Raw genomic sequence first — 18,528 nt, 5'->3', positions numbered from 1 at the left:
CCGTGACTGTTATCCTGATCAACCCCAACAGCACGCAATCCATGACCCAAAGCGCCCTGACCGCGGCCCGCGCTGCCGCGCCCGAGGTAACCTTCGAGGGCTGGACCTCGACCTTGGGACCACGGGCGATAGAAGGCCCCGAAGACGGTGCCAAAGCGGTGCCCCCGCTGCTGGAGCTGGTTCAAAAAGCTTCGGATCAGGGCGCGTGCGCCATTATCATCGCCTGTTTCGATGACACCGGCCTTCGTCAGGCACAGCTTTTGGCCGATTGTCCGGTCATCGGGATCGGACAGGCCAGTTTCGTGGTGGCCAGCCTGCTGCCCGGGCCAACAGCCGTCATAACGACGGTGCACGCCGCCGTTCCGGTGATCCGGGCCAATATCCAACAGCTTGGCTTTGGCGCGGCCGTGCCCACCGTCATTGCCGCAGATGTGCCGGTGCTCAAGCTTGAAAGCGCACCGCGCGCCGCGGCACAGGCCTTTGCCAGCGCCGCTCAGAACTTGCCCGCACAAACCGGCGCCGTGATTTTGGGATGTGCCGGCGCCGTCACCATCGCCGACGATTTGCGCCGTATGTTGGACCTGAGGGTTTTAGATGGCGTCACCGCGGCTGCACGTCTGGCGCATGCGCTGACCGCATAACGCAGTCAGGAGCCGCCGGGCCATGTTTCTTAGGGTCTAAGGAATGCCAATTCCGTCGCCTGAAAGTCGCACGGGTTCAAAACCGGGTCAGCGAACAATGCGCCAGCATGCCCGAAGCGGCAGGCCCATCGCAGTTTTTCCACAACTCGAAACAATTGCCCGCGCCCCCTGCCCCCACCACAGTTTCACCCGCTTCGATATTGCCGAAGTACAGCACCCGGCGATGTCGTACCGGGCTCCATGTGACCCTATCTGCAAGGGCGACTTCGGCTTGTTCGAACAGGCGTGTGAAGCTTGGAAAGTACAGCAAGCCCACCGCGTTGAAATCGGTCCCGAAATAGGTCGGCAGCGTAACTTGGTTAATGGCGTTCATGGCCCCCTTCTTTGTTGCCTTTGCCTGCGCCGAGGCGATCTGTGCGAAGTCATCCGGGGCGGGCGCGAGCACCGGAATCAAATAGGGCGTTGTGCGCCGAACACTTGCATTCACGCCCGCTTTCAAGTGGGCCACGAACGTTGATACAAGCCTGAACTGCGCCACCTCCTGATTGTTTACAAGAAGACGGTGATTGGATTGAATGCGGCTTCGACCCACAGCCCAAAGGGCTGACTGCACCTTGACCTCCTGCCCCAGCCCGACCAGATCGGGCAGAAGTTGCTTGAACTCTGTCGCGCAGAAGGCGGCATAAAGCTGGCGCCCCTGCGCATCACGAAACACCGTCGTGTTTTGCCCGACAGCGTCTGCGATCAATTGCCAGTGCACATCGCCCAAATACTTTAGCCACCAATCTTCAGAGATGCCTTTGGGCGCCAGCTGCGCCATGCCGAGCGTAACAACGTTTTGGCGCTGATGCGACGGTGTCCGGGCGATTGCTGCGTTGGTCATGAGGCAACCTGAAGCGCGGATTTCGCCTTGGCTGAGATCTGATCCGCCAGATGGCGAGAGTCTTCGTTGATGCCCAGAAAACGCCCTGACCCCCAAGTGTTCAGCCAGCCAAGTCCGACAAAGTAGAACCCATCCTCCTGGCAAACGCCTCGCTCATAGACCGGCCGCCCACGTGCATCAAAAACGTCGACCTCAATCCAGCTGTAATCCGGCCGAAAACCAATGGCCCAGAGAACAGATGTGATTCCCTCTTTTTCGCAATCGATCGCGGTGATTTCCTGCTCTGGCCGCCAGACTTTTTCAAACGCGGGCTCGTGTGGCGCATCAATGTTGTTGTCTTTGATATGGGCGTCGATGGCGTCGCGAATACCGACATAGCTTTCGTCCGCGTCATCCAGATTGGCCTCTAGGTCGGGCAGGAACTGGATCGTTTTCCCGTCCATCCCACTGACCGAGCCATAAAGCGACACCCCTTCGCGGGCGAACTTGCGCAGGTCGATTTCGTGACCGCCGTCTCGCCCTGTCATGTAATGGTTGGTCTTGGTGACCGCATGTTCCGGGTTGGGGTGCTGATCAATGGTGATCGCATAATGCCCCATTTCATAAAGCCAATCTGTTGAATCCCGACCGCGATACATCCGCGGCGCCCGCGGCGCGGGGCCTACCGCCAGATGGACATCACGCCCGGCCAGATGCAGGTCTTCCATCAACTGGACACCCGATTGCCCGGTCCCAACCACCAGCGTCGCCCCTTCGGGCATTTGCTCGGGGCGGCGATATTCCACCGAATGCATTTGCGTGATTGATGGGTCCAGTTTGTCGGCATAGGGCGGCACGATTGGGTTGTCGTAGCCACCCGTTGCAATCACAACCTGATCGCTTGAATAATTGCCCTGACTGCTGTCGATCAGATACCCGCCACCAGGGCGCTTGGATATCTTCGTGACCGTGCAGTTTTCAACCACCGGAGGGGCGAAGCTTTCGGCAAAGGCATCCAGGTAATCTGTGATCTCGTCTTTGACCATGAAGCCGTGGGGATCACTTCCCTGATAGGGGAAATCCGGCAGGCGGCACTGCCAGTTCGGCGTCACCAGACAAAATGTATCCCAACGATTGTTGCGCCAGGAATGGAACTTTTTGTGTCGTTCCAAAACAACGTGATCCAAGCCTTCCTTACAAAGATAGTAGCTGACAGACAAACCGGCCTGACCGCCACCGACGATAACAACGGATTTATGATCGCGATGTGTCATATTGCGTTCCTCATGTGATCGAAAGGCAGGTCACATCTGCCGGGAGAGAGAAAGTGCTGGCCTTGCGCTCAATCGCTGTCAGCTGAGCTTCGGCGCTAGAGCAGCGATAGCCAAACTTGGCTTCGACGCGTGTGCTGGCCTTTTCAAGCGCGATGCGGCAACGCGTGACGAAATCATCCAGCGGATAGGTCGTATCGGCGGCAAGGAAGTCATTCACAACTGTAGAGGGGGAATAGCATTGCTCGATCTGGCCATCCGGCCATCGAACGGTGAATCGGGTCTCAGGCATTGGAGGCCTCTTTTGCGGACAGGTTCAGATATGGCGTGCGTTCGTAATCCCAGAACAATGCGGTGCCTTCGCGTTCGGTGATCTGAACGGCGCTGCCGTCGCTTACGTCGCCGCAGGCGGCGGCGGAAATGCCGTGCCGGGTGAAGGCCGCACAAACCGCCTGCGCATTTTCGGGGCGCGCCGACAGTAGAAAACCGAAACTGGGGAAACTGCGAAGCCAGCGCGGCAGGTCCACCCCCACAGGCTTTGGAAGCGCCTCAAGCTGGATTTCCATCGAAACACCCGACGCCTCGGCCAACATCAGAGCCGTTCCCAGAATCCCGCCCTGACTTATGTCTTTTCCTGCGGTGACAAGGCCTGACTCTGCCAGCGACGGCAATATCGCCATGGCCTCTCGCAGTTTTGCGGGCGGCGTGGTCAGCGCGGCGTTCCAATTGTCGAATGGTTCGCGATAACTGCCCCGCAAATCTATCGCGCAGATTAAAACATCTCCGGGCCGTGCGTCGAAGCTGGAAATCAAAGACTTCGCATGACCCAAAATCGAAACGGATAGCTGCAGGTCGTCCGTATGCAGGTTTGTATGCCCTCCAACCACAGGAACGCCATAGGCCTGCGAAGCAGCTTTCATGCCCGCCAGAACCGGTTGCGCCTGCTCGGCATTGGGCGCCCAGATTGCGTTGGTCACCGCGCGCGGACGCCCCCCCATGGAAAGGATGTCCGAGATATTCACCATCACACCGCACCAGCCCGCGAACCACGGGTCTGTTTTGACAAAGGCGTTGATGAACCCCTCGCACGAGAAAAGATCAAAACCATCCCCTGATGGCAAAACCGCGCAATCGTCTCCGGGCTGGCCATCGCTTTGCGAGGTCAGGCCCAGTGTCCGCGTGCTTGCAGCAATATCCAGCTTTCCGCGAATGGAGGGATGATCGCGCAGCTCGCGCACCATTTTGCGCAACGGAAGATGAGGTTTCATCACTTGGGCCTCCGTCGTGTTGAAAGCGTCTTCCAGCCAGCAAACGGATCCGGGATCGGCGGATAGAAGGTCAAATCCGCCTGCATTTCCATGTGGGGCACGCCGTGAACCTCGATGGTGCTCAGCGGTGCCCAGCGCAGGCGCTTAAACAAAGGGACATTCTGCATCTGCACCTGCGCCAGAAAAGTATCGCACCCACGCCCGTTTGCGGTGCTGACGGCCAGATGGATAAGCTCGGCCCCAAGCCGCCCCATCCGGCGGTGACTTTGCGCAACCGCAAGCCGCGAGCCGCGCCAGATACCGGGGGTTTCTTCGTGAATACGTACGGTGCCCACAACCTGATCGGCTTCGGCGGCAAAGGTGCTTATGGCCGCAAGCGGCATGGCGATATCATCAATCTCGTCGCGGTCATCGGTTTCAAAGATACCTTGTTCGTTGACAAAGACCGCCTGACGCAGGGCGCGCACGCCCTCCAGCTCCCATGGCTGCGCGGCAGCGCGGATGATGAAATCGGGGGAAAGAAAGGTCTTGGGGTTCTGAAAACTCATGACACCCTCAGCTTTTCGTACACAGACAACGCCGAACAGGCGCCGCATTTCGCACAACCGGCTTTTGCCGTTTCAGCGCTCATACCGGCCCGCAATATCATGCGCGACAAAGGCTCAAGGATGCTGGCCATGAAATCGGCATCCGGGGCCGGGTGGCTTTCCATCGGGGTGCCGGAAACGGGAACGAAGGGCACGACAAAAGGGTAGACGCCGATCTTGCACAGCTCTTGCGAGGTTTTCAAAATCGCCTCTGAGGTGTCGCCCAGACCGGCAAGGATATAGGTTGATACCTGACCGCGCCCAAACACCTTCACGGCCGCTTTAAAGCTGTCGAAATACTTCTCAAGCCCGATTGTTGCCTTGCCCGGCATGACGCGGGCGCGCACTTCGGGGGTTACCGCCTCTAGGTGCATCCCCAGGCTATCAATCCCGGCGTTAAACATGTGTTCGTGCCAGATGTCATCTTCCGGAGGCTCGCATTGCCCCTGAATAGGAAGGTCGACGGCAGCTTTGATGGCGGTCGCGCTGTCGACCATGACCTTGGCACCACGGTCCTTGCCCGCTGGCGTGCCGGTGGTCATCACCATGTGTTTCACGCCATCCAGTTCGACCGCAGCTTTGGCAACCTCGGCCAGTTGGGCCGGCGACTTGTGCGCAATCGTGCGGCCCGCAGCCAGTGACTGACCAATCGAGCAGAACTGACAGGTCTTTTTACGACTGGCATAGCGAATACAATCCTGCAGTACCGTGGTCGCAAGAACATTCTTGGAGTGCAGCGTCGCGATCTTGTGGTATTCAATCCCCTCTGCCGTTTTCAGATCATAAAACCGGGGGCGTACCGGGAATTTCACCTTCCCCATCGAAACCCCCGCCTTGGTCACCTCGGCCATGCCATCCGCGTCAGGGGCCTGAACCACATAGGGGCTGTCAAAGGCCGGGGCGGTATGCACCGGAACCATCACGGTTGACCCGCCGATGGTCACCGCTTTGTGGTCTGTCGGGCCTGCACCGCCGCGACGACCAGCCATGCCGACAGTCGGATCGACCAGCCGCATGCCATGGGTTTGCAGTTCATTGATAAGAGCCGCTTCAGACATCTTCAGCCTCCGCTTCTGGGGTTCCCGAAAGGTCTTGCATATCTTCGATGCAGCGCACCGGCTGCGCGGGGCGCGTATCATGCACCAAATGCAGCAGCTCGGGTCGTGCATAGTGCCCAACGCTGTCCATCATGCGTTTGCGTTTGGTGATCAGCCGCATGTCCAGATCGGCAATCAGAATGCCTTCACCTTCGGTCAGGGGCGGCACCACGTGGCGGCCTTCCGGAGAGATGATGCAGGTCATGCAGCCATCCCGCAGACCTTTCTGAAGTTTCGGATCTTCGGTGACGGTGTTGATTTGCTCTTCGCTAAGCCACCCGGTGGAGTTGACCACAAAAGCCCCGGCCTCTAGCGCGTGATGACGCATTGTGACCTCGATCTGTTCTGCAAAGATCGGTCCGACCAGACTGCCGGGGAAATGGCCCACGTGAATTTCTTCGTGCTGGGACATCAGCGCATAGCGGGCAAGCGGATTATAATGTTCCCAACAGGCCAGCGCCCCGACGCGCCCCACCTTGGTGTCGACAACCTTCAGGCCCGCGCCATCCCCCTGCCCCCAGATCATGCGCTCATGATAGGTCGGGGTGATCTTGCGCCGCTTCAGCACAAGAGAGCCATCGGCGTCAAAGATCAGCTGCGCGTTGAACAACGAGCCCTTGTCGCGCTCATTAACCCCCAGAACGACCACCACACCGCGTTTCTTAGCAGCGTCGGCCACGGCCTGGGTCTCGGCCGAGGGCACGACCACCGCCTCTTCATAAAGCCGCAGGTGCTCGGGGCCTTGCTGGATCGGCGGCAGCACAAAGGAAAAATAAGGATAGTAGGGCACGAAAGTTTCGGGGAACACGATCAGCTGAGCCCCTTTGTCGGCAGCTTCGGCGATGGCGTTCAAAACTCGTTCAATCGTACCGGCACGGCTGGTCAGATCCGGAGCGATCTGGACGGCGGCGGCACGCACAATGCGGTCTGACATCTGGGGGTCCTTGTAAAAGTGGGCGGCGCCGTTGCCGCCCCAGTTTGACGTGAAATGGGAAAAGGCCGGGACGCCGACTTTGCCGCCCCGACCGAAGGCGGATCAAACGGTCCAGGTGTCCAGAATCACGGCGTTGTCACGCTCGTGCAGCAGTTTCAAATCCAGCACATCCTGTGGCGCAATCGGCGTGATGCCCGGCAGCAGCGACGGCTCGCCGTGCCCCATCAGCATTTGCAGCGCAAAGCGGCAGGCATAGACTTTGCCGCCCTCTTTCATGAACTTGGTCAGGTTGGCCGAATAGTTCTGCGCGCCGGGGAAGGCTTCATCACCAAGGGTTGGGAAACCACGCTGTACGCCAAGGGACACGCCGGGGCCGTACAGCAGAACCGAGGTTTCAAAACCTTTCCGTTGCAGACGGATCGCCTGAAGGATGTTCACCAGCCCGATAGAACCTTCAAAGGCAACGGTGTGGAAGGTGACGAGGGCTTTCTGGCCTTCCTCGGCCTGTACGTCCTCAAATACTTTCTCTTCGTAGTCGACGAAAAAATCACCGTCTTTATGGGCGGGGGTTGTGACTTCTGGCATTGCGCTCTCCTGTCGTTCGCATTGGTGCTGACCATTGCTAGACGCGGGATCGGCGGCGCGGCCACCAATCCATACAATAATGCGATCAAAGGAATTGTATTGATTGTATGAATGCGCCCGAAGCATGGGCGCATTCACATCAAAACGGTGCATAAATGCGCTATTATTGACTGAAGCCGCTCAAAATCGGCCCATAACCCCCTTCAATATTGTCGGCAATATATGCATACAATATACAGACACCGGACAAAAACCCGGATGAAACGATGGATAACTGGTCTCAGCGAATCGAGCAGTCGAACAAACCCCGATACCTGGCTATTGCAGATTGCATCGCTCAGGACATGAAAGATCGTGTGCTTTTGCCCGGCGACAAGCTGCCGCCTCAGCGCAAGCTGGCGGATATGATCGGGGTGGACTTTACCACCGTTTCACGCGGCTATACCGAAGCGCTAAGCCGCGGCCTGATCGAATCCCATGTGGGGCGCGGCACGTTTGTCCTCCCCCAGCAAAGCTTTAGCGAAATAAGCGACGAGCGCCGCGCGCTGGCCAATGACCTAACGATGAATTCCCCGCCGGAACCGACAGACCCTGACCTGCTTGAACGTATGCGCTCGGGCCTGTCTGCAGTGTCGAATGATCTGGTTCACCTGTTGCGCTACCAGAACCCGATTGGCGGCGAAATCGACAAAGAGGCGGCCTCGATCTGGCTGTCCATGCGGGGGCTGGTGCCAAACCTTGATCGCATTGCCGTGACCCCCGGCGCCCATGCGACCATGCTTGCCATCCTGACCATCCTTGCGCGACCCGGAGATTGCGTGCTGTGCGAAGACATCACCTATGCTGGCTTCAAGAAGATCGCAGCGCAGCTTGGATTGCGGCTGATCGGTCTCCCGATGGACAAGGATGGTATTGTTCCCGATGCGCTTGAGGCAGCGATAAAACAACATCAGCCAAAGGCGCTGTACCTCAACCCGACCCTGCACAATCCGACCACGTTGATCGTGCCTCAGGATCGCCGGCTAGAGATCACCAATGTGATGAAGCGCCATGACCTGCCCTTGATCGAAGACGACGCCTATGGGTTTGTCCTGCCCGATGCGCCGCCACCGATGGCCGCAAGCGCGCCCGAGCTAACGTGGTACATCGGCGGGTTGGCAAAGTGTATTGGGGCCGGGCTGCGGCTGGCCTATGCGATTGCCCCCAGTGCGCGTGCCGGGTTCGCGATGGAAAACGGAATTCGGGCGGTCTCGGTTATGGCCTCGCCCGTGTCCATGGCGATTGCCACGCGCTGGGTGCTTGATGGCACGGCCGACCAGATCAGGCGCTTCATCCGAAGCGAAACCATTATCCGACAAGAAATTGCGGCAAAAACGATCACCGAAGCAAAGTTCGTGTCGCACCCGCATGCGTTCAACATCTGGCTTCGCCTTCCTGAAAACGTCACCTGCGCCGCGCTTATGTCGAACATGGCCAACCAAGAGATCGGGATCACGCCAGAAAGCGCCTTTACAACCACGGGTCAGCAGGATCGGTTTGTCAGGGTTTGTCTGGGGGGGCGGCTGCACCGAAGCGTCCTGCCCCAAACCCTGACTCATCTTAACAACCAGCTTTGGCAGCTTTCGAATGGCGCCTAAGGTCAATGGGTGTGGGCAACCTTCTGCGCCATCTCGCGGGCATGCACTCCTAGCATCAGCAGTGCAGGCCACAATAGATAGGTTTCGATTTCGATGTTTTCGCCAAAGGACAACAGCACAAAGACCAGTATGATGCCCAACGGCAGATAGCCGCGCGGATATCGGGCGGCATCAACAAGGCAGATCGCCATGTGCCAGACCAAGGGAATGCCAAAGGCTAGAAAGCCAGTGAGACCTTTGACGAACAGCAAGCCGAACCAGGTGTGATGGCTGCCAATGGGCATGTATTCCACCAAATGTGGACCGGGTTGCACGGTTCCATGACCAAACCAGACCGCCTCTTCTTGCCAGCGTTCATGGGCGATGCGCTGCAAGGTTGCGCGCACCCGTGTGCTATCGGCGCGTGCGGATTTGAACGCCTCTATCCCAGCACCAAGGGAGTGCATCAGCCACACGCCCAAGACAGAAAGCGAAGCGGTGACGCAGGATAGGACCAGCCATGCCCAGCTTTTCAACACCAGAGGCATCAGGCGCGGCCCAATTGTGCACGCCACCAGCCCGACCAGCCCCATCCGGGATTTCGACGCCAAGATCATCAACACCCCCGCACCAAGGGCCGCCGCACGCCAGCGCTTGTCGGTTTCCTCAAGCGCAAACAAGACAGTGGTCACCCCCAGCAGCGCGGCAAACGGCGACCAAGGCGCATAGAACTGCCACCGCGGCGCCCATGAGGCCGGATCGTAGGTGAACAGAAAAACCGTGAAGTACTCCGGGCCCGGGCCACCGACGGCCTTTAGGGGCGATGTAAATATTTTCTCCGGTAGGCCGACATAGGGCGCGGCGAGCAGAAGTGGCGCCAGAACCAGGGTGCAAAGCGCCAGTTTGGACTGGGCGCGTACGATGACCTCGCGGCGGATCGGCAACACGGCCCCGGCAAGCAGGAACAAAGCGATCAATGCCCACCCCTTGGCCCATCCGATCGACGACTTGATGGTTTTTGCAACCCCTAGCCCCCAATCAATATGCCCGACCCAAAGCGCCACCAGCATCACCGCCATACCGGCGATCCACCCCCAGACGATGGGCGGGATTACCCCGGTGGCGCGCAGATCGTCCCGAATTGCAGGGCCAAGATACAGCGACAGTACCGCCAGCCCCCCAAGGATCCACGCCAGAACCGGCCCCACGATGTAAAGCGCGCCCACTGCATATAGAGGCCAGGTCCAAACAAGTGTTTTCCAAATCAGCACCTCAACCAAGTTTTGCGGTGCGATCATGGCTTGTCCCCCCCTTTGGCCAGAAGATAGCCGATCATGGGTTTGCGCACCCACGCCAACACCAATGCCACACACAGCATGAAGGTTGCCGCGCCGCCAGCCGCCACCGCCAGATTGCGACGCGGCGAGGACGGCTGCTCGGCCAAAGTCGGGTCTTCCAGCACCTGCACCAAGGGGTAGGACGCATAGATATCGGTCTTTGATGACTGCTGGCGTGCGATGGCCGACGCAAACACGGCTTCGGCCACTTCAAAATCACGCTGGCGGTCCTCAAGGCGTGCTGCCAATGGGGCCAGTTCCTCCAAGCGGGCTGCTTGCGCGGCCAATTGCGCAGACAGTTCATCATATTGTTTTTCCAGCCCGTTGCGCTCGGACTCTTGCAAAACAAGATCGGTCAGCAATGCGGCACGCCCGCCATTGGGCATTCGTTCCAAAGCGATGGGTTTTCCGGTGACCTCGGTCGCGCGCTGGATTGCCGCGTTGCGGGCCGCATCAAGCGCGTCTTGTGCCCTTTGAAACTTTGGGTGCTGCGCGCCAAAGCGTGATTGCGCAGCGGCAAGTTTGCTTGTCTGGGTGGCAAGCGTTTCCAGCAAAGCCAAATAAGCGCTGTCGGAATTCAACAACAGGATCATCGACGCCCATTGCGCATCGGTTCCCAGACGGGCCTGCAGTCGCGTCACCGCACCCTCTTTACCTTTCAGTTCGGTTGCTAAGGTATCCACCTTGGCCCGAAGCGCGTCATGCGCATCCACTTGGCGGGCGTATTGTTCTGCAGAATATAGGCCCGTGTCCTTTTGCAGTTGGGCAATTTCATCCCGCGTCGCTGTGACCGAGGCCTTGTATTCGGCAATGGCGCCAAGCCCACCGTCTTCGCGTGTTGCGACCTCATCTTTGCGCAGACGGTCGATTTCAGTGAAAAACGCGGCCAGAAGGGCTGTGGCGCGTAATTGCGCTGCCTTGGGCGAAGGGCCAAGCATTTCGACATGAATGAACGCGGTTTGATCGACAAGCCTGACGCGGGGCGTGCCAAATTCTTGCGGACCCTGCCCAATTGCGCTGGCGGCGGCGCGGATCACCCGGTCCGCACCCAGCAGTCGTTTGTAAGTTTCCGTCGGGCTAACAGAATTGCTGGCAAATGCAGAGTTGGCATAAGAGCTGACCTGACCGATATTGTTAAGGTTGACCGAGGCCGAGACCCCCGAACCGGGCAGGATCAGCGACAGATGGCTGCTGTATTTCAAAGGCGCGGTCTTGAGGTAGCCGGTGATCGGTGCCCAGATCGCCGCCACGCCCAGCGCGAACAGCGCGACATAGCGGGGTAGTCGCCCGGCATCTGACAGATGCCCCCCCATCAGAATGCGTGACAAACGCAGTTGCCTCAGTGGCATGCGCACAAGCTCGAATATCTGACGGGGTCTTGGCTGGGTGGTGAGAGACGTCATTGCGGGCTCCTTTGCCCGCAAAATATCAGGGTCGGCTCAAAGATGCCGTGGCGCACTGGAACGGGGGGATGGGCCGTTAGCGCCCTACCCTATCCCGTTGGATAGGATCGCCCTAATACAGCCCTTCGTCGCGCGCCACCATCGCGGCCTGGGTCCGGTTGTTAACCCCCAGTTTGCGATAGAGCGTTTTCATATGCAGCTTGATCGTGGGTTCGGTAATCCCCAGGTCGCGCGCAATCTCTTTGTTGGATTTCCCGGCGGTGAGGGCCTTCAGAACATCATTTTCGCGCGGGGTCAGACGTTGGGCCAAGGGGTGAACCTCGGCCTCGTCCGGGGCTTTCATAAAGTCGATCGGGGCGTATTGCTCGCCCATGGCCATGAATTTCACCGCATTGACCAGCGACTTTGCGGGCAGGGTTTTCGGGATAAACCCGGCCGCGCCCATTTCCAGCGCCTGTTCGGCAATCTCGCGCGTTGCTTCGCCCGAAATCAGCGCGACCCGTTGGCCGCCCTCCATGTCCAGCACCTTTCGCAAGCTGTCTAAGCCAGCCATGCCCGGCATTTTGTAATCCAGCAGAACAAGATTGTATGGGTCATCACGTTTTATCCGGGTCACAGCTTCGTCCAGAGTGGCCGCGGATTCGGTTTCAAGTGAATCCTCGGCAGACAGGAACGCAATCAGCGTGTCGCGCAGCAAATCGTGGTCGTCAGCAATCAGGATTCTCATCACGGCCCTCGTTAACATATGGCACCAGTGTAATCAGTTAGCCCCATAATTGTTGAGGTTGCGTTCAGCTTCAAGCATGGGGCTTTCAGGGGGGGACCCTATCCATTCGGATGGGAACAGGGCGGGGTGCGGTCAAGTGGTACCCCTCCGGGACGATGGCCGCATGCCATTGCGTTACCGGCCTGTCCGGGTGCGAAATTGCGGCCAGCCCCTTCCGCTTGGCAAGGAAAAAGCAATGAACTTTCGGAGCTTTTCCCATGAAACACGATGCCGACTTCCCCCGCCCGCCCAAGCAACTCGACATTCTTGGCGTTCCCGTTGCCGATGCCACCACACGCCAAGCCGTTGACTGGCTTCTGATCGGCGGCGCGCGGACCGTCAACTTTCTGAATGCCCACTGTGCCAATGTGCGCGCCCGAGATCCCCAATATGCCGCAGCCCTGCGGCGCACGGACCTCATTTTGCCAGATGGAATCGGGGTTGAGCTGGCGGCGCGCATGACGGGCCACCACCTGACTGAGAACCTGAACGGGACGGATTTCACCCCCGAACTGCTGCGCGCGGCAGCGGCACAAGGGCGATCTGTCTTTCTGTTTGGTGGGACGCCCGGCACGGCAGAGGCCGCAGCACGCCACCTTGCATTTGTGATCCCCGGGTTGCAGATCGCTGGTACCCGCGATGGATTTGCGGGCGCAGCTGACCCGCAAGAGGTGGTTGCCGATATCAACGGTTCTGGCGCCGATATCGTTTTGGTCGCGCTTGGTGTGCCGATGCAAGAGCTGTGGATCGACCGCTATGCCCGCGACCTGAACGCATCACTGATCCTTGGCGTGGGCGCATTTCTGGACTTTATGGCGGGCAATGTTCAGCGCGCCCCAAAAATTGTGCGCGCCGCCAAGATGGAATGGGTCTGGCGTCTGGCAATAGAGCCGCGCCGATTAGCCAAACGGTACCTGCTGGGCAACTTTCAGTTCATGGCACGCGCTGCACGAGATGCGCTGCGCAAAGGTGCGGGAGACGCGGTTTTGAAACGCGGATTCGATTTGATCGTCAGCAGCGCCTTGTTGTTGGTGATTGCACCCATCTTTCTGGCGGTCTCGACGCTGATCAAGGCGGAAAGCAAGGGGCCGGTCCTGTACCGCCAGACCCGGATCGGGCGCAATGGAACGCCGTTCAAGATTTTCAAGTTCCGCAGCATGCATACCGATGCAGAGACCCGGATGGCAGAATTGCGCGAAAGCTCTGACCGCTCTGGGGTTTGCTTCAAGTCCCGCCATGACCCGCGGATAACCCGTATTGGCCGGGTACTTCGGCGATTTTCTATCGACGAACTGCCGCAACTGCTGAACGTGTTCAAAGGTGACATGTCACTGGTTGGGCCACGCCCGGGCCTGCCGTCAGAAGTCGCCGCCTATCCGTCGCGCGCAATGGAGCGCCTTAACGCGCGCCCCGGAATAACAGGGCTGTGGCAAGTTTCAGGACGCGCCGACATTGGTTTTGACAAGATGGTCGATATGGATGTCGCATATGTGCGATCACGGTCCTTCTTGCTGGATCTCTTGTTGCTGACGCTGACAGCGCGGGCAGTTCTGTCCGGGCGGGGTGCCTATTAAGCGCAGGTCGAACCAAGGCACCCTATCCATACGGATAGGGGCCTTATCCCGAAACCCAGATGCCAGCGGCGGGCGCGCTTTGCTAGGGTTTGTCCAGACCGTTCAGGAGTTTCAAATGATCACCCACCTTTCGCGCTTGGCGCATGTCGTTCTTCTTAGCCTGGGCCTTTCAAGTGCCACCTATGCAGACGATCTTTCCGCCCCCAGTGGCGACGTCATCCTAACCATCAGCGGGGAAATCACTGCGGACAACGGCAACGGTGCTGCTGCCTTTGATCTTGAAATGCTGCAGGCGCTGGAGGCGACAGAGATCATCACCGACACAAACTGGACCGAAGGCGTTCATCGCTTCACCGGGGTACGTCTGGACACGCTTCTGGAGCATGTCGGGGCGTCGGGCATGACCATCTCGGCCGTTGCGATCAATGATTATTCTGTGGATATCCCCACGTCTGACGCTCAAGAAGACGGGCCTATCGTCGCCTATGCGATGGATGGTCAACCCATGTCACGACGCGATAAGGGCCCGCTTTGGGTGATATACCCCTATGCGTCTTCAAACAAATTTAGGACTGAAGTCGTTTACTCGCGCAGTATCTGGCAACTCGACAGAATGGAAATCCGCCAGTAGTCGTAATTTAGATATCCCGTCAGAAAGCCTGTACGCGTGCGACTGTTGAACAACGTCCGATTTCAAAGGTCCCTGATCCCCATTTTCGTGGCCGCTTTATGTGCGGCCACGATCGTGTTTCTGGCCATGGAAGTCATGCGGGACTTGCGTGTGCTCAGCACGGCGCGCTCTGACAATGCACAATGGACCTTGTCGCAGGCCGAAGTCGAGTTTCTGGACTTTCAGCACGCCGTCGATCAGGCGCGATACAGTCAGGCCCCTGATCTGCCCTTGGTGCGCAAAGAATTCGACATTATCTACAGCCGACTCCAAACCCTATCGCAGGGCACCCTTTATGCGCCTTTGCGCAGGGTACCTGAGTTTGACCGCGCCTTGGTGACGGCGATGGCCGGGCTGGATCAGATGATCCCGCAGATCGATGGCCCCGAGACACATCTTATCGCCGCGCTTGGGTCAATGTCAGAAACGATAACGTCGTTACGCCCAACCGTGCGCGATATCGCCAACGCTGGCCTGCATGTCTTTGCGGAAGACTCCGACAACAGCCGAACCGAGATTGCCCAATCCCTGCTGCGGCTTGCGTTTCTGGCGACCTGCCTTGTCATCGCGCTGCTCACGCTTCTGCATCACGCGCGCAAAGTCGGTCGGCAAGCCCGCACACGGGGAAACGAATTAGAACTGGCCTATGGGCGGATGAACACCGTGTTGCAAACGTCGCTGGACGCGGTGATTGTTGCAGACAAGGCAGGCCGAATTCTGGAGTTCAACGCCGCTGCTGAACGGATTTTTCAGTATCAGGCGCACGAGGTTCAGGGGCGCACCATCGGCGAGATTTGTGTGCCTGACCACCTGCGCGACGCCCATGAGGCCGGCATGGCGCGCCATGCAAAAGATGGCAGCAAACATGTCGTCGGGCACGGGCGCGTGCGCCTTGAGGGCAAGCGCCGGGATGGTGAGGTTTTTCCAATCGAGTTGGCGCTTGAAACCGCGCAGACCGGGGAAGATGAGATCGTGATCGCCTTCCTTCGGGATATCTCGCGTCGTGTCGCCGCCGAAAATGAACTGGTCGACGCGCGCGATAAAGCCTTGGCGGGGGAACAGGCAAAGGCCGAATTCCTTGCAATGATGACACATGAAATTCGCACACCTTTGAACGGCGTTTTGGGCAATCTTTCACTATTGCAGGACACCAAGCTATCGCCATCACAGCAACGCTATGTCCGCAATATGGGGATATCAGGCAAGCTCTTGATGTCGCATGTGGATGCGGTTCTGGATATCGCGCGGTTTGAATCCGGCGTTGTGCAGGGCCAGGACGAAACCATCCACCTTGGCCAGTTGATGCAGAACATCGTCGACAGCCAGCTTAGCGCAGCCGAAGCCTATGGGAACCTGCTGGAGTGGAGCTGGATTGGCGCATCGGAGAGTTGGGTCACGACAAACGAATCCCGCTTGCAGCAGGTGATCCTGAACCTGCTTGGTAATGCGATCAAATTTACCCGTAACGGCCGCATCGCGATAGAGCTTGAGCGTATGGCATGCGATGGGGCTGATCGTATCGAGGTGCGGATCATCGACACCGGCGTCGGAATAGCCGAACAGGATTTGCCGCGCGTGTTTGACGACTTTGAAAGCCTGCATGCGCCTTTGGAAGACGGTGTCGCGGGCACCGGTCTGGGTCTTGGCATCGCCCGGCGTCTTGTCGATGCGATGGGTGGGGAAATCGGCGCTGAAAGCACATTGGGCGAGGGAAGCGTGTTCTGGTTTTCCTTTCCGCTTGTTCACGGTGTGGCACCCCCGGAAACCCCGGCGCAGGCTGTGCCTAAAGACACCAAATCCCAGACCATTCTTCTGGTCGAAGACAATGAAATCAATCTGCGCCTGACCGAAGAACTGCTGACCAAACTTGGGCATGAGGTAATCGAAGCACGCAACGGGCAAGAAGCTGTTTCACTGGCCCAAACCCAGCCCTTCGACCTGATCCTGATGGATATCCGCATGCCAGTGATGGACGGTTTGACTGCCACCAAGGCCATTCGTGATGGCGCAGGCCCCTGCAAGGATGTGCCCATCGTCGCCCTGTCGGCGAATGTGCTCCCCGACGCGCGTGATCGCTTCATCGCAGGTGGCATGTCAGGTTTCCTTGGCAAACCCCTGAACAAATACGAACTTTCATTGGTTCTCAGCGGCGCCTCGGGCGCAGGCTCCGCGCCCGAACAAGACGTGCCACAAGCTGCTGAAAACGCCTCAATTCTCGCGTTGATGGACCGCTATCTGGCAGAGGCCCAAGAACTGTTTGATTGGCTGGAAAGCGATCCGGAAGACCTGCGTGAAATCGCCGAGCGATGCCATAAGATTGCGGGCAGTGCCGCCGCCTTTGGCCACCCCGATCTGCGCGAGGCATTGGTTCAGTTGGAAGAACGTGCAACTGCAGGGGATCGCGCGGGTCTGGCGCAGGCGATTGAAACGGCACAAAAGGCATGGCGCACGTCACCCGCCCCTTGTGTCAGCTAAGACCAAGGCATCGCTTAGGGAATCCCACTAACAATCCCCAACACCCGGGCCACGTCGGCGACATTGGTGACGCCGCTGTCGTAACAGGCAATCGAATCTCCGGGCAGAACATAGGGGTCAAAGTCATCGCGATCCGCACGGCGCAATTGATCTTCGATGCTGCGTTCAATCACGATGGAGACGCCTGTCATCGGGTCGCGGGTAAACAACAACGCCGAACGACGTGCGCTGGTGGCGCGCACCCCGCCCACACAGTTGGTGTCAAACACCGCCTGCATAAAGCGCGTGCCGTAGGGAACCTCGCGCACACTGCGCCCCACGGCCGAGGGGGCGTTGCCGGTGGCAGGTTGGGTCAGGTTCGACATGAACAAGGTGATGCCCGGCGGGCTGACAGGGCTGGGGCGCATCAGATCATCCTGAAAACACAGGCGCGAGGGCACAACGATCTCATCGCCGGACAACAGCATGATGTCGACCATGTTGCGGCCCTGAAACACCCCCGTCAGGTCCAGCTGATACTTTTGCCCGCCACGATACAGGCTGACCGCGGAAAGATCCGCATCAGGGCGCACGCCCCCGGCATTTCGCAAGGCGGCAGACAGATTGCGCGCCTCGGTCGAGGCGCCCAGCGCGCTTTGACGTGCAACATCAATCTGATCCCCGGGGCTTCCGCCGATTTCGACCCCGTGGGGTTCAAACACCGCGCCCGACACGGCAACCGACACGCTGGCGTAATCTGCAACCCGTACAGAAATGCGTGGGGCGACGTCATAGAACCCCTGTTCCAAAAGATGGAGGGCCAAATCGTCTTCGATCTGGGCCGGAGTGCGCCCTTGCGCGCGCACAGACGGCAAGAAGGGCAATTTCAAAAACCCATCGCGCGAAACAACGTAATTGCCGTTGAAAGTTTCATCCTCGTCCACTCGGATGTCGACAAGATCATTGCGCGACAGGCGCTCTCCGCGCAGGGCATGGGCCGCAATCCCCCCGCCCTTACCAGCCCCCCCTGCCGTAAGCCCAAGGGACGGAAGACACCGCGACGCATTCATCTGCGCCGACATCAAAACTGGTTCAGCCCCGTTGCCCTGCGGTTCACGATATTGGGCCTGATAGGCCTCACCCGACTGCGCGGGCGGGATGTTTTGGGGTGACGGGGCTGATCCACACGCAGTCAGCAGAGCCAGGCAGGCACAGGCGCAATTGGTCTGAATGTGTTTCATACGTGTAAAGTCCTCTGAACTATCTATGTCTCAGAGTTACTATCAGTTGGTTAACCACGTCATGTGGGGGTGCGGATAAGGACCCTATCCATGCGGATAGGCCGCAACGCAGATGCGGCCATGGGCACTCCCGGCGCGTCCAAGACAGGCAGCCACCGGCAACGGTATCTGAAAAGGAACCCAGCCGGAGACATTATTGTGAAACCCAGCCTGCCCCCATTT

Annotated in this window: 17 protein-coding genes; 5 read left to right on the top strand and 12 right to left on the bottom strand. The window is 58.8% G+C overall.

Annotated features, from left to right (window positions below; translation table 11 throughout):
* The first annotated feature begins 2 nt into the window (after positions 1-2).
* Positions 3-641 carry an aspartate/glutamate racemase family protein gene (locus ATO10_RS01145; protein WP_035248228.1) on the top strand — a complete coding sequence of 213 codons (639 nt, stop codon included), beginning with the start codon at positions 3-5 and terminating at the stop codon, positions 639-641.
* Between the two features lie 76 nt (positions 642-717).
* Here the strand turns inward: ATO10_RS01145 and ATO10_RS01140 are convergent, their stop codons facing one another.
* The 8 genes from ATO10_RS01140 to ATO10_RS01105 form a co-directional block, all read right to left on the bottom strand.
* Complete coding sequence (locus ATO10_RS01140; protein ID WP_035246940.1) at positions 718-1,524, bottom strand: Pnap_2097 family protein; 807 nt, start codon at positions 1,522-1,524, stop codon at positions 718-720.
* Positions 1,521-2,777 (bottom strand): MSMEG_0569 family flavin-dependent oxidoreductase, encoded by a 1,257-nt coding sequence (locus ATO10_RS01135; protein WP_035246936.1) that lies wholly within the window; start codon positions 2,775-2,777, stop codon positions 1,521-1,523. Before ATO10_RS01135 ends, ATO10_RS01140 begins: the two co-directional genes overlap by 4 nt.
* A gap of 10 nt (positions 2,778-2,787) precedes the next feature.
* Positions 2,788-3,066, bottom strand: a complete 279-nt coding sequence (locus ATO10_RS01130) for an MSMEG_0570 family nitrogen starvation response protein (RefSeq protein ID WP_035246934.1) — start codon at positions 3,064-3,066, stop codon at positions 2,788-2,790.
* The gene (locus tag ATO10_RS01125) at positions 3,059-4,042 is read right to left on the bottom strand and encodes a sll0787 family AIR synthase-like protein (RefSeq protein WP_051597876.1); all 984 of its coding nucleotides are present in this window, start codon (positions 4,040-4,042) and stop codon (positions 3,059-3,061) included. The genes ATO10_RS01130 and ATO10_RS01125 overlap by 8 nt, the downstream gene beginning before the upstream one ends.
* Positions 4,042-4,590 carry an MSMEG_0567/Sll0786 family nitrogen starvation N-acetyltransferase gene (locus ATO10_RS01120; protein WP_035246932.1) on the bottom strand — a complete coding sequence of 183 codons (549 nt, stop codon included), beginning with the start codon at positions 4,588-4,590 and terminating at the stop codon, positions 4,042-4,044. The genes ATO10_RS01125 and ATO10_RS01120 overlap by 1 nt, the downstream gene beginning before the upstream one ends.
* Positions 4,587-5,687, bottom strand: a complete 1,101-nt coding sequence (locus ATO10_RS01115) for an MSMEG_0568 family radical SAM protein (protein ID WP_035246930.1) — start codon at positions 5,685-5,687, stop codon at positions 4,587-4,589. The genes ATO10_RS01120 and ATO10_RS01115 overlap by 4 nt, the downstream gene beginning before the upstream one ends.
* Positions 5,680-6,660: a Nit6803 family nitrilase gene (locus ATO10_RS01110; RefSeq protein ID WP_035246928.1), complete on the bottom strand. Its 981-nt coding sequence runs from the start codon at positions 6,658-6,660 to the stop codon at positions 5,680-5,682. Before ATO10_RS01110 ends, ATO10_RS01115 begins: the two co-directional genes overlap by 8 nt.
* A 102-nt stretch (positions 6,661-6,762) precedes the next feature.
* Positions 6,763-7,245 (bottom strand): MSMEG_0572/Sll0783 family nitrogen starvation response protein, encoded by a 483-nt coding sequence (locus ATO10_RS01105; RefSeq protein ID WP_035246927.1) that lies wholly within the window; start codon positions 7,243-7,245, stop codon positions 6,763-6,765.
* A gap of 266 nt (positions 7,246-7,511) precedes the next feature.
* On the opposite strand from ATO10_RS01105, the gene ATO10_RS01100 reads away from it, so the two are divergent.
* Positions 7,512-8,882 (top strand): aminotransferase-like domain-containing protein, encoded by a 1,371-nt coding sequence (locus ATO10_RS01100; protein WP_051597875.1) that lies wholly within the window; start codon positions 7,512-7,514, stop codon positions 8,880-8,882.
* Between the two features lie 2 nt (positions 8,883-8,884).
* Here ATO10_RS01100 and ATO10_RS01095 read toward each other — a convergent pair whose 3' ends face one another.
* From ATO10_RS01095 to ATO10_RS01085, 3 genes are all read right to left on the bottom strand, one after another.
* Positions 8,885-10,159 carry a capsular biosynthesis protein gene (locus ATO10_RS01095; protein WP_035246925.1) on the bottom strand — a complete coding sequence of 425 codons (1,275 nt, stop codon included), beginning with the start codon at positions 10,157-10,159 and terminating at the stop codon, positions 8,885-8,887.
* Entirely contained in the window at positions 10,156-11,601 is a 1,446-nt protein-coding gene (locus ATO10_RS01090; protein WP_051597874.1) for a GumC family protein, read from the bottom strand. Before ATO10_RS01090 ends, ATO10_RS01095 begins: the two co-directional genes overlap by 4 nt.
* 112 nt (positions 11,602-11,713) lie before the next feature.
* Positions 11,714-12,328: a LuxR C-terminal-related transcriptional regulator gene (locus ATO10_RS01085; protein WP_035246923.1), complete on the bottom strand. Its 615-nt coding sequence runs from the start codon at positions 12,326-12,328 to the stop codon at positions 11,714-11,716.
* 257 nt (positions 12,329-12,585) lie between these two features.
* Here ATO10_RS01085 and ATO10_RS01080 point away from each other — a divergent pair, with 257 nt between their 5' ends.
* The 3 genes from ATO10_RS01080 (at position 12,586) to ATO10_RS01070 (ending at position 17,086) form a co-directional block, all read left to right on the top strand.
* Complete coding sequence (locus tag ATO10_RS01080) at positions 12,586-13,941, top strand: WecB/TagA/CpsF family glycosyltransferase (protein ID WP_051597873.1); 1,356 nt, start codon at positions 12,586-12,588, stop codon at positions 13,939-13,941.
* A gap of 115 nt (positions 13,942-14,056) precedes the next feature.
* Entirely contained in the window at positions 14,057-14,572 is a 516-nt protein-coding gene (locus ATO10_RS01075; protein ID WP_035246921.1) for a putative pterin-binding protein, read from the top strand.
* A gap of 87 nt (positions 14,573-14,659) precedes the next feature.
* Entirely contained in the window at positions 14,660-17,086 is a 2,427-nt protein-coding gene (locus ATO10_RS01070; RefSeq protein ID WP_238323326.1) for a hybrid sensor histidine kinase/response regulator, read from the top strand.
* 14 nt (positions 17,087-17,100) lie between these two features.
* On the opposite strand, the gene ATO10_RS01065 is transcribed toward ATO10_RS01070, so the two are convergent.
* Positions 17,101-18,306, bottom strand: a complete 1,206-nt coding sequence (locus tag ATO10_RS01065; RefSeq protein WP_035246920.1) for a polysaccharide biosynthesis/export family protein — start codon at positions 18,304-18,306, stop codon at positions 17,101-17,103.
* Positions 18,307-18,528 lie beyond the last annotated feature (222 nt).

The organism is Actibacterium atlanticum, assembly GCF_000671395.1.
In the GTDB taxonomy this organism is placed as follows: domain Bacteria; phylum Pseudomonadota; class Alphaproteobacteria; order Rhodobacterales; family Rhodobacteraceae; genus Actibacterium_D; species Actibacterium_D atlanticum.
Note: the sequence above shows the minus strand (reverse complement) of the source record. Positions and strands in the feature narration are given on the sequence as shown.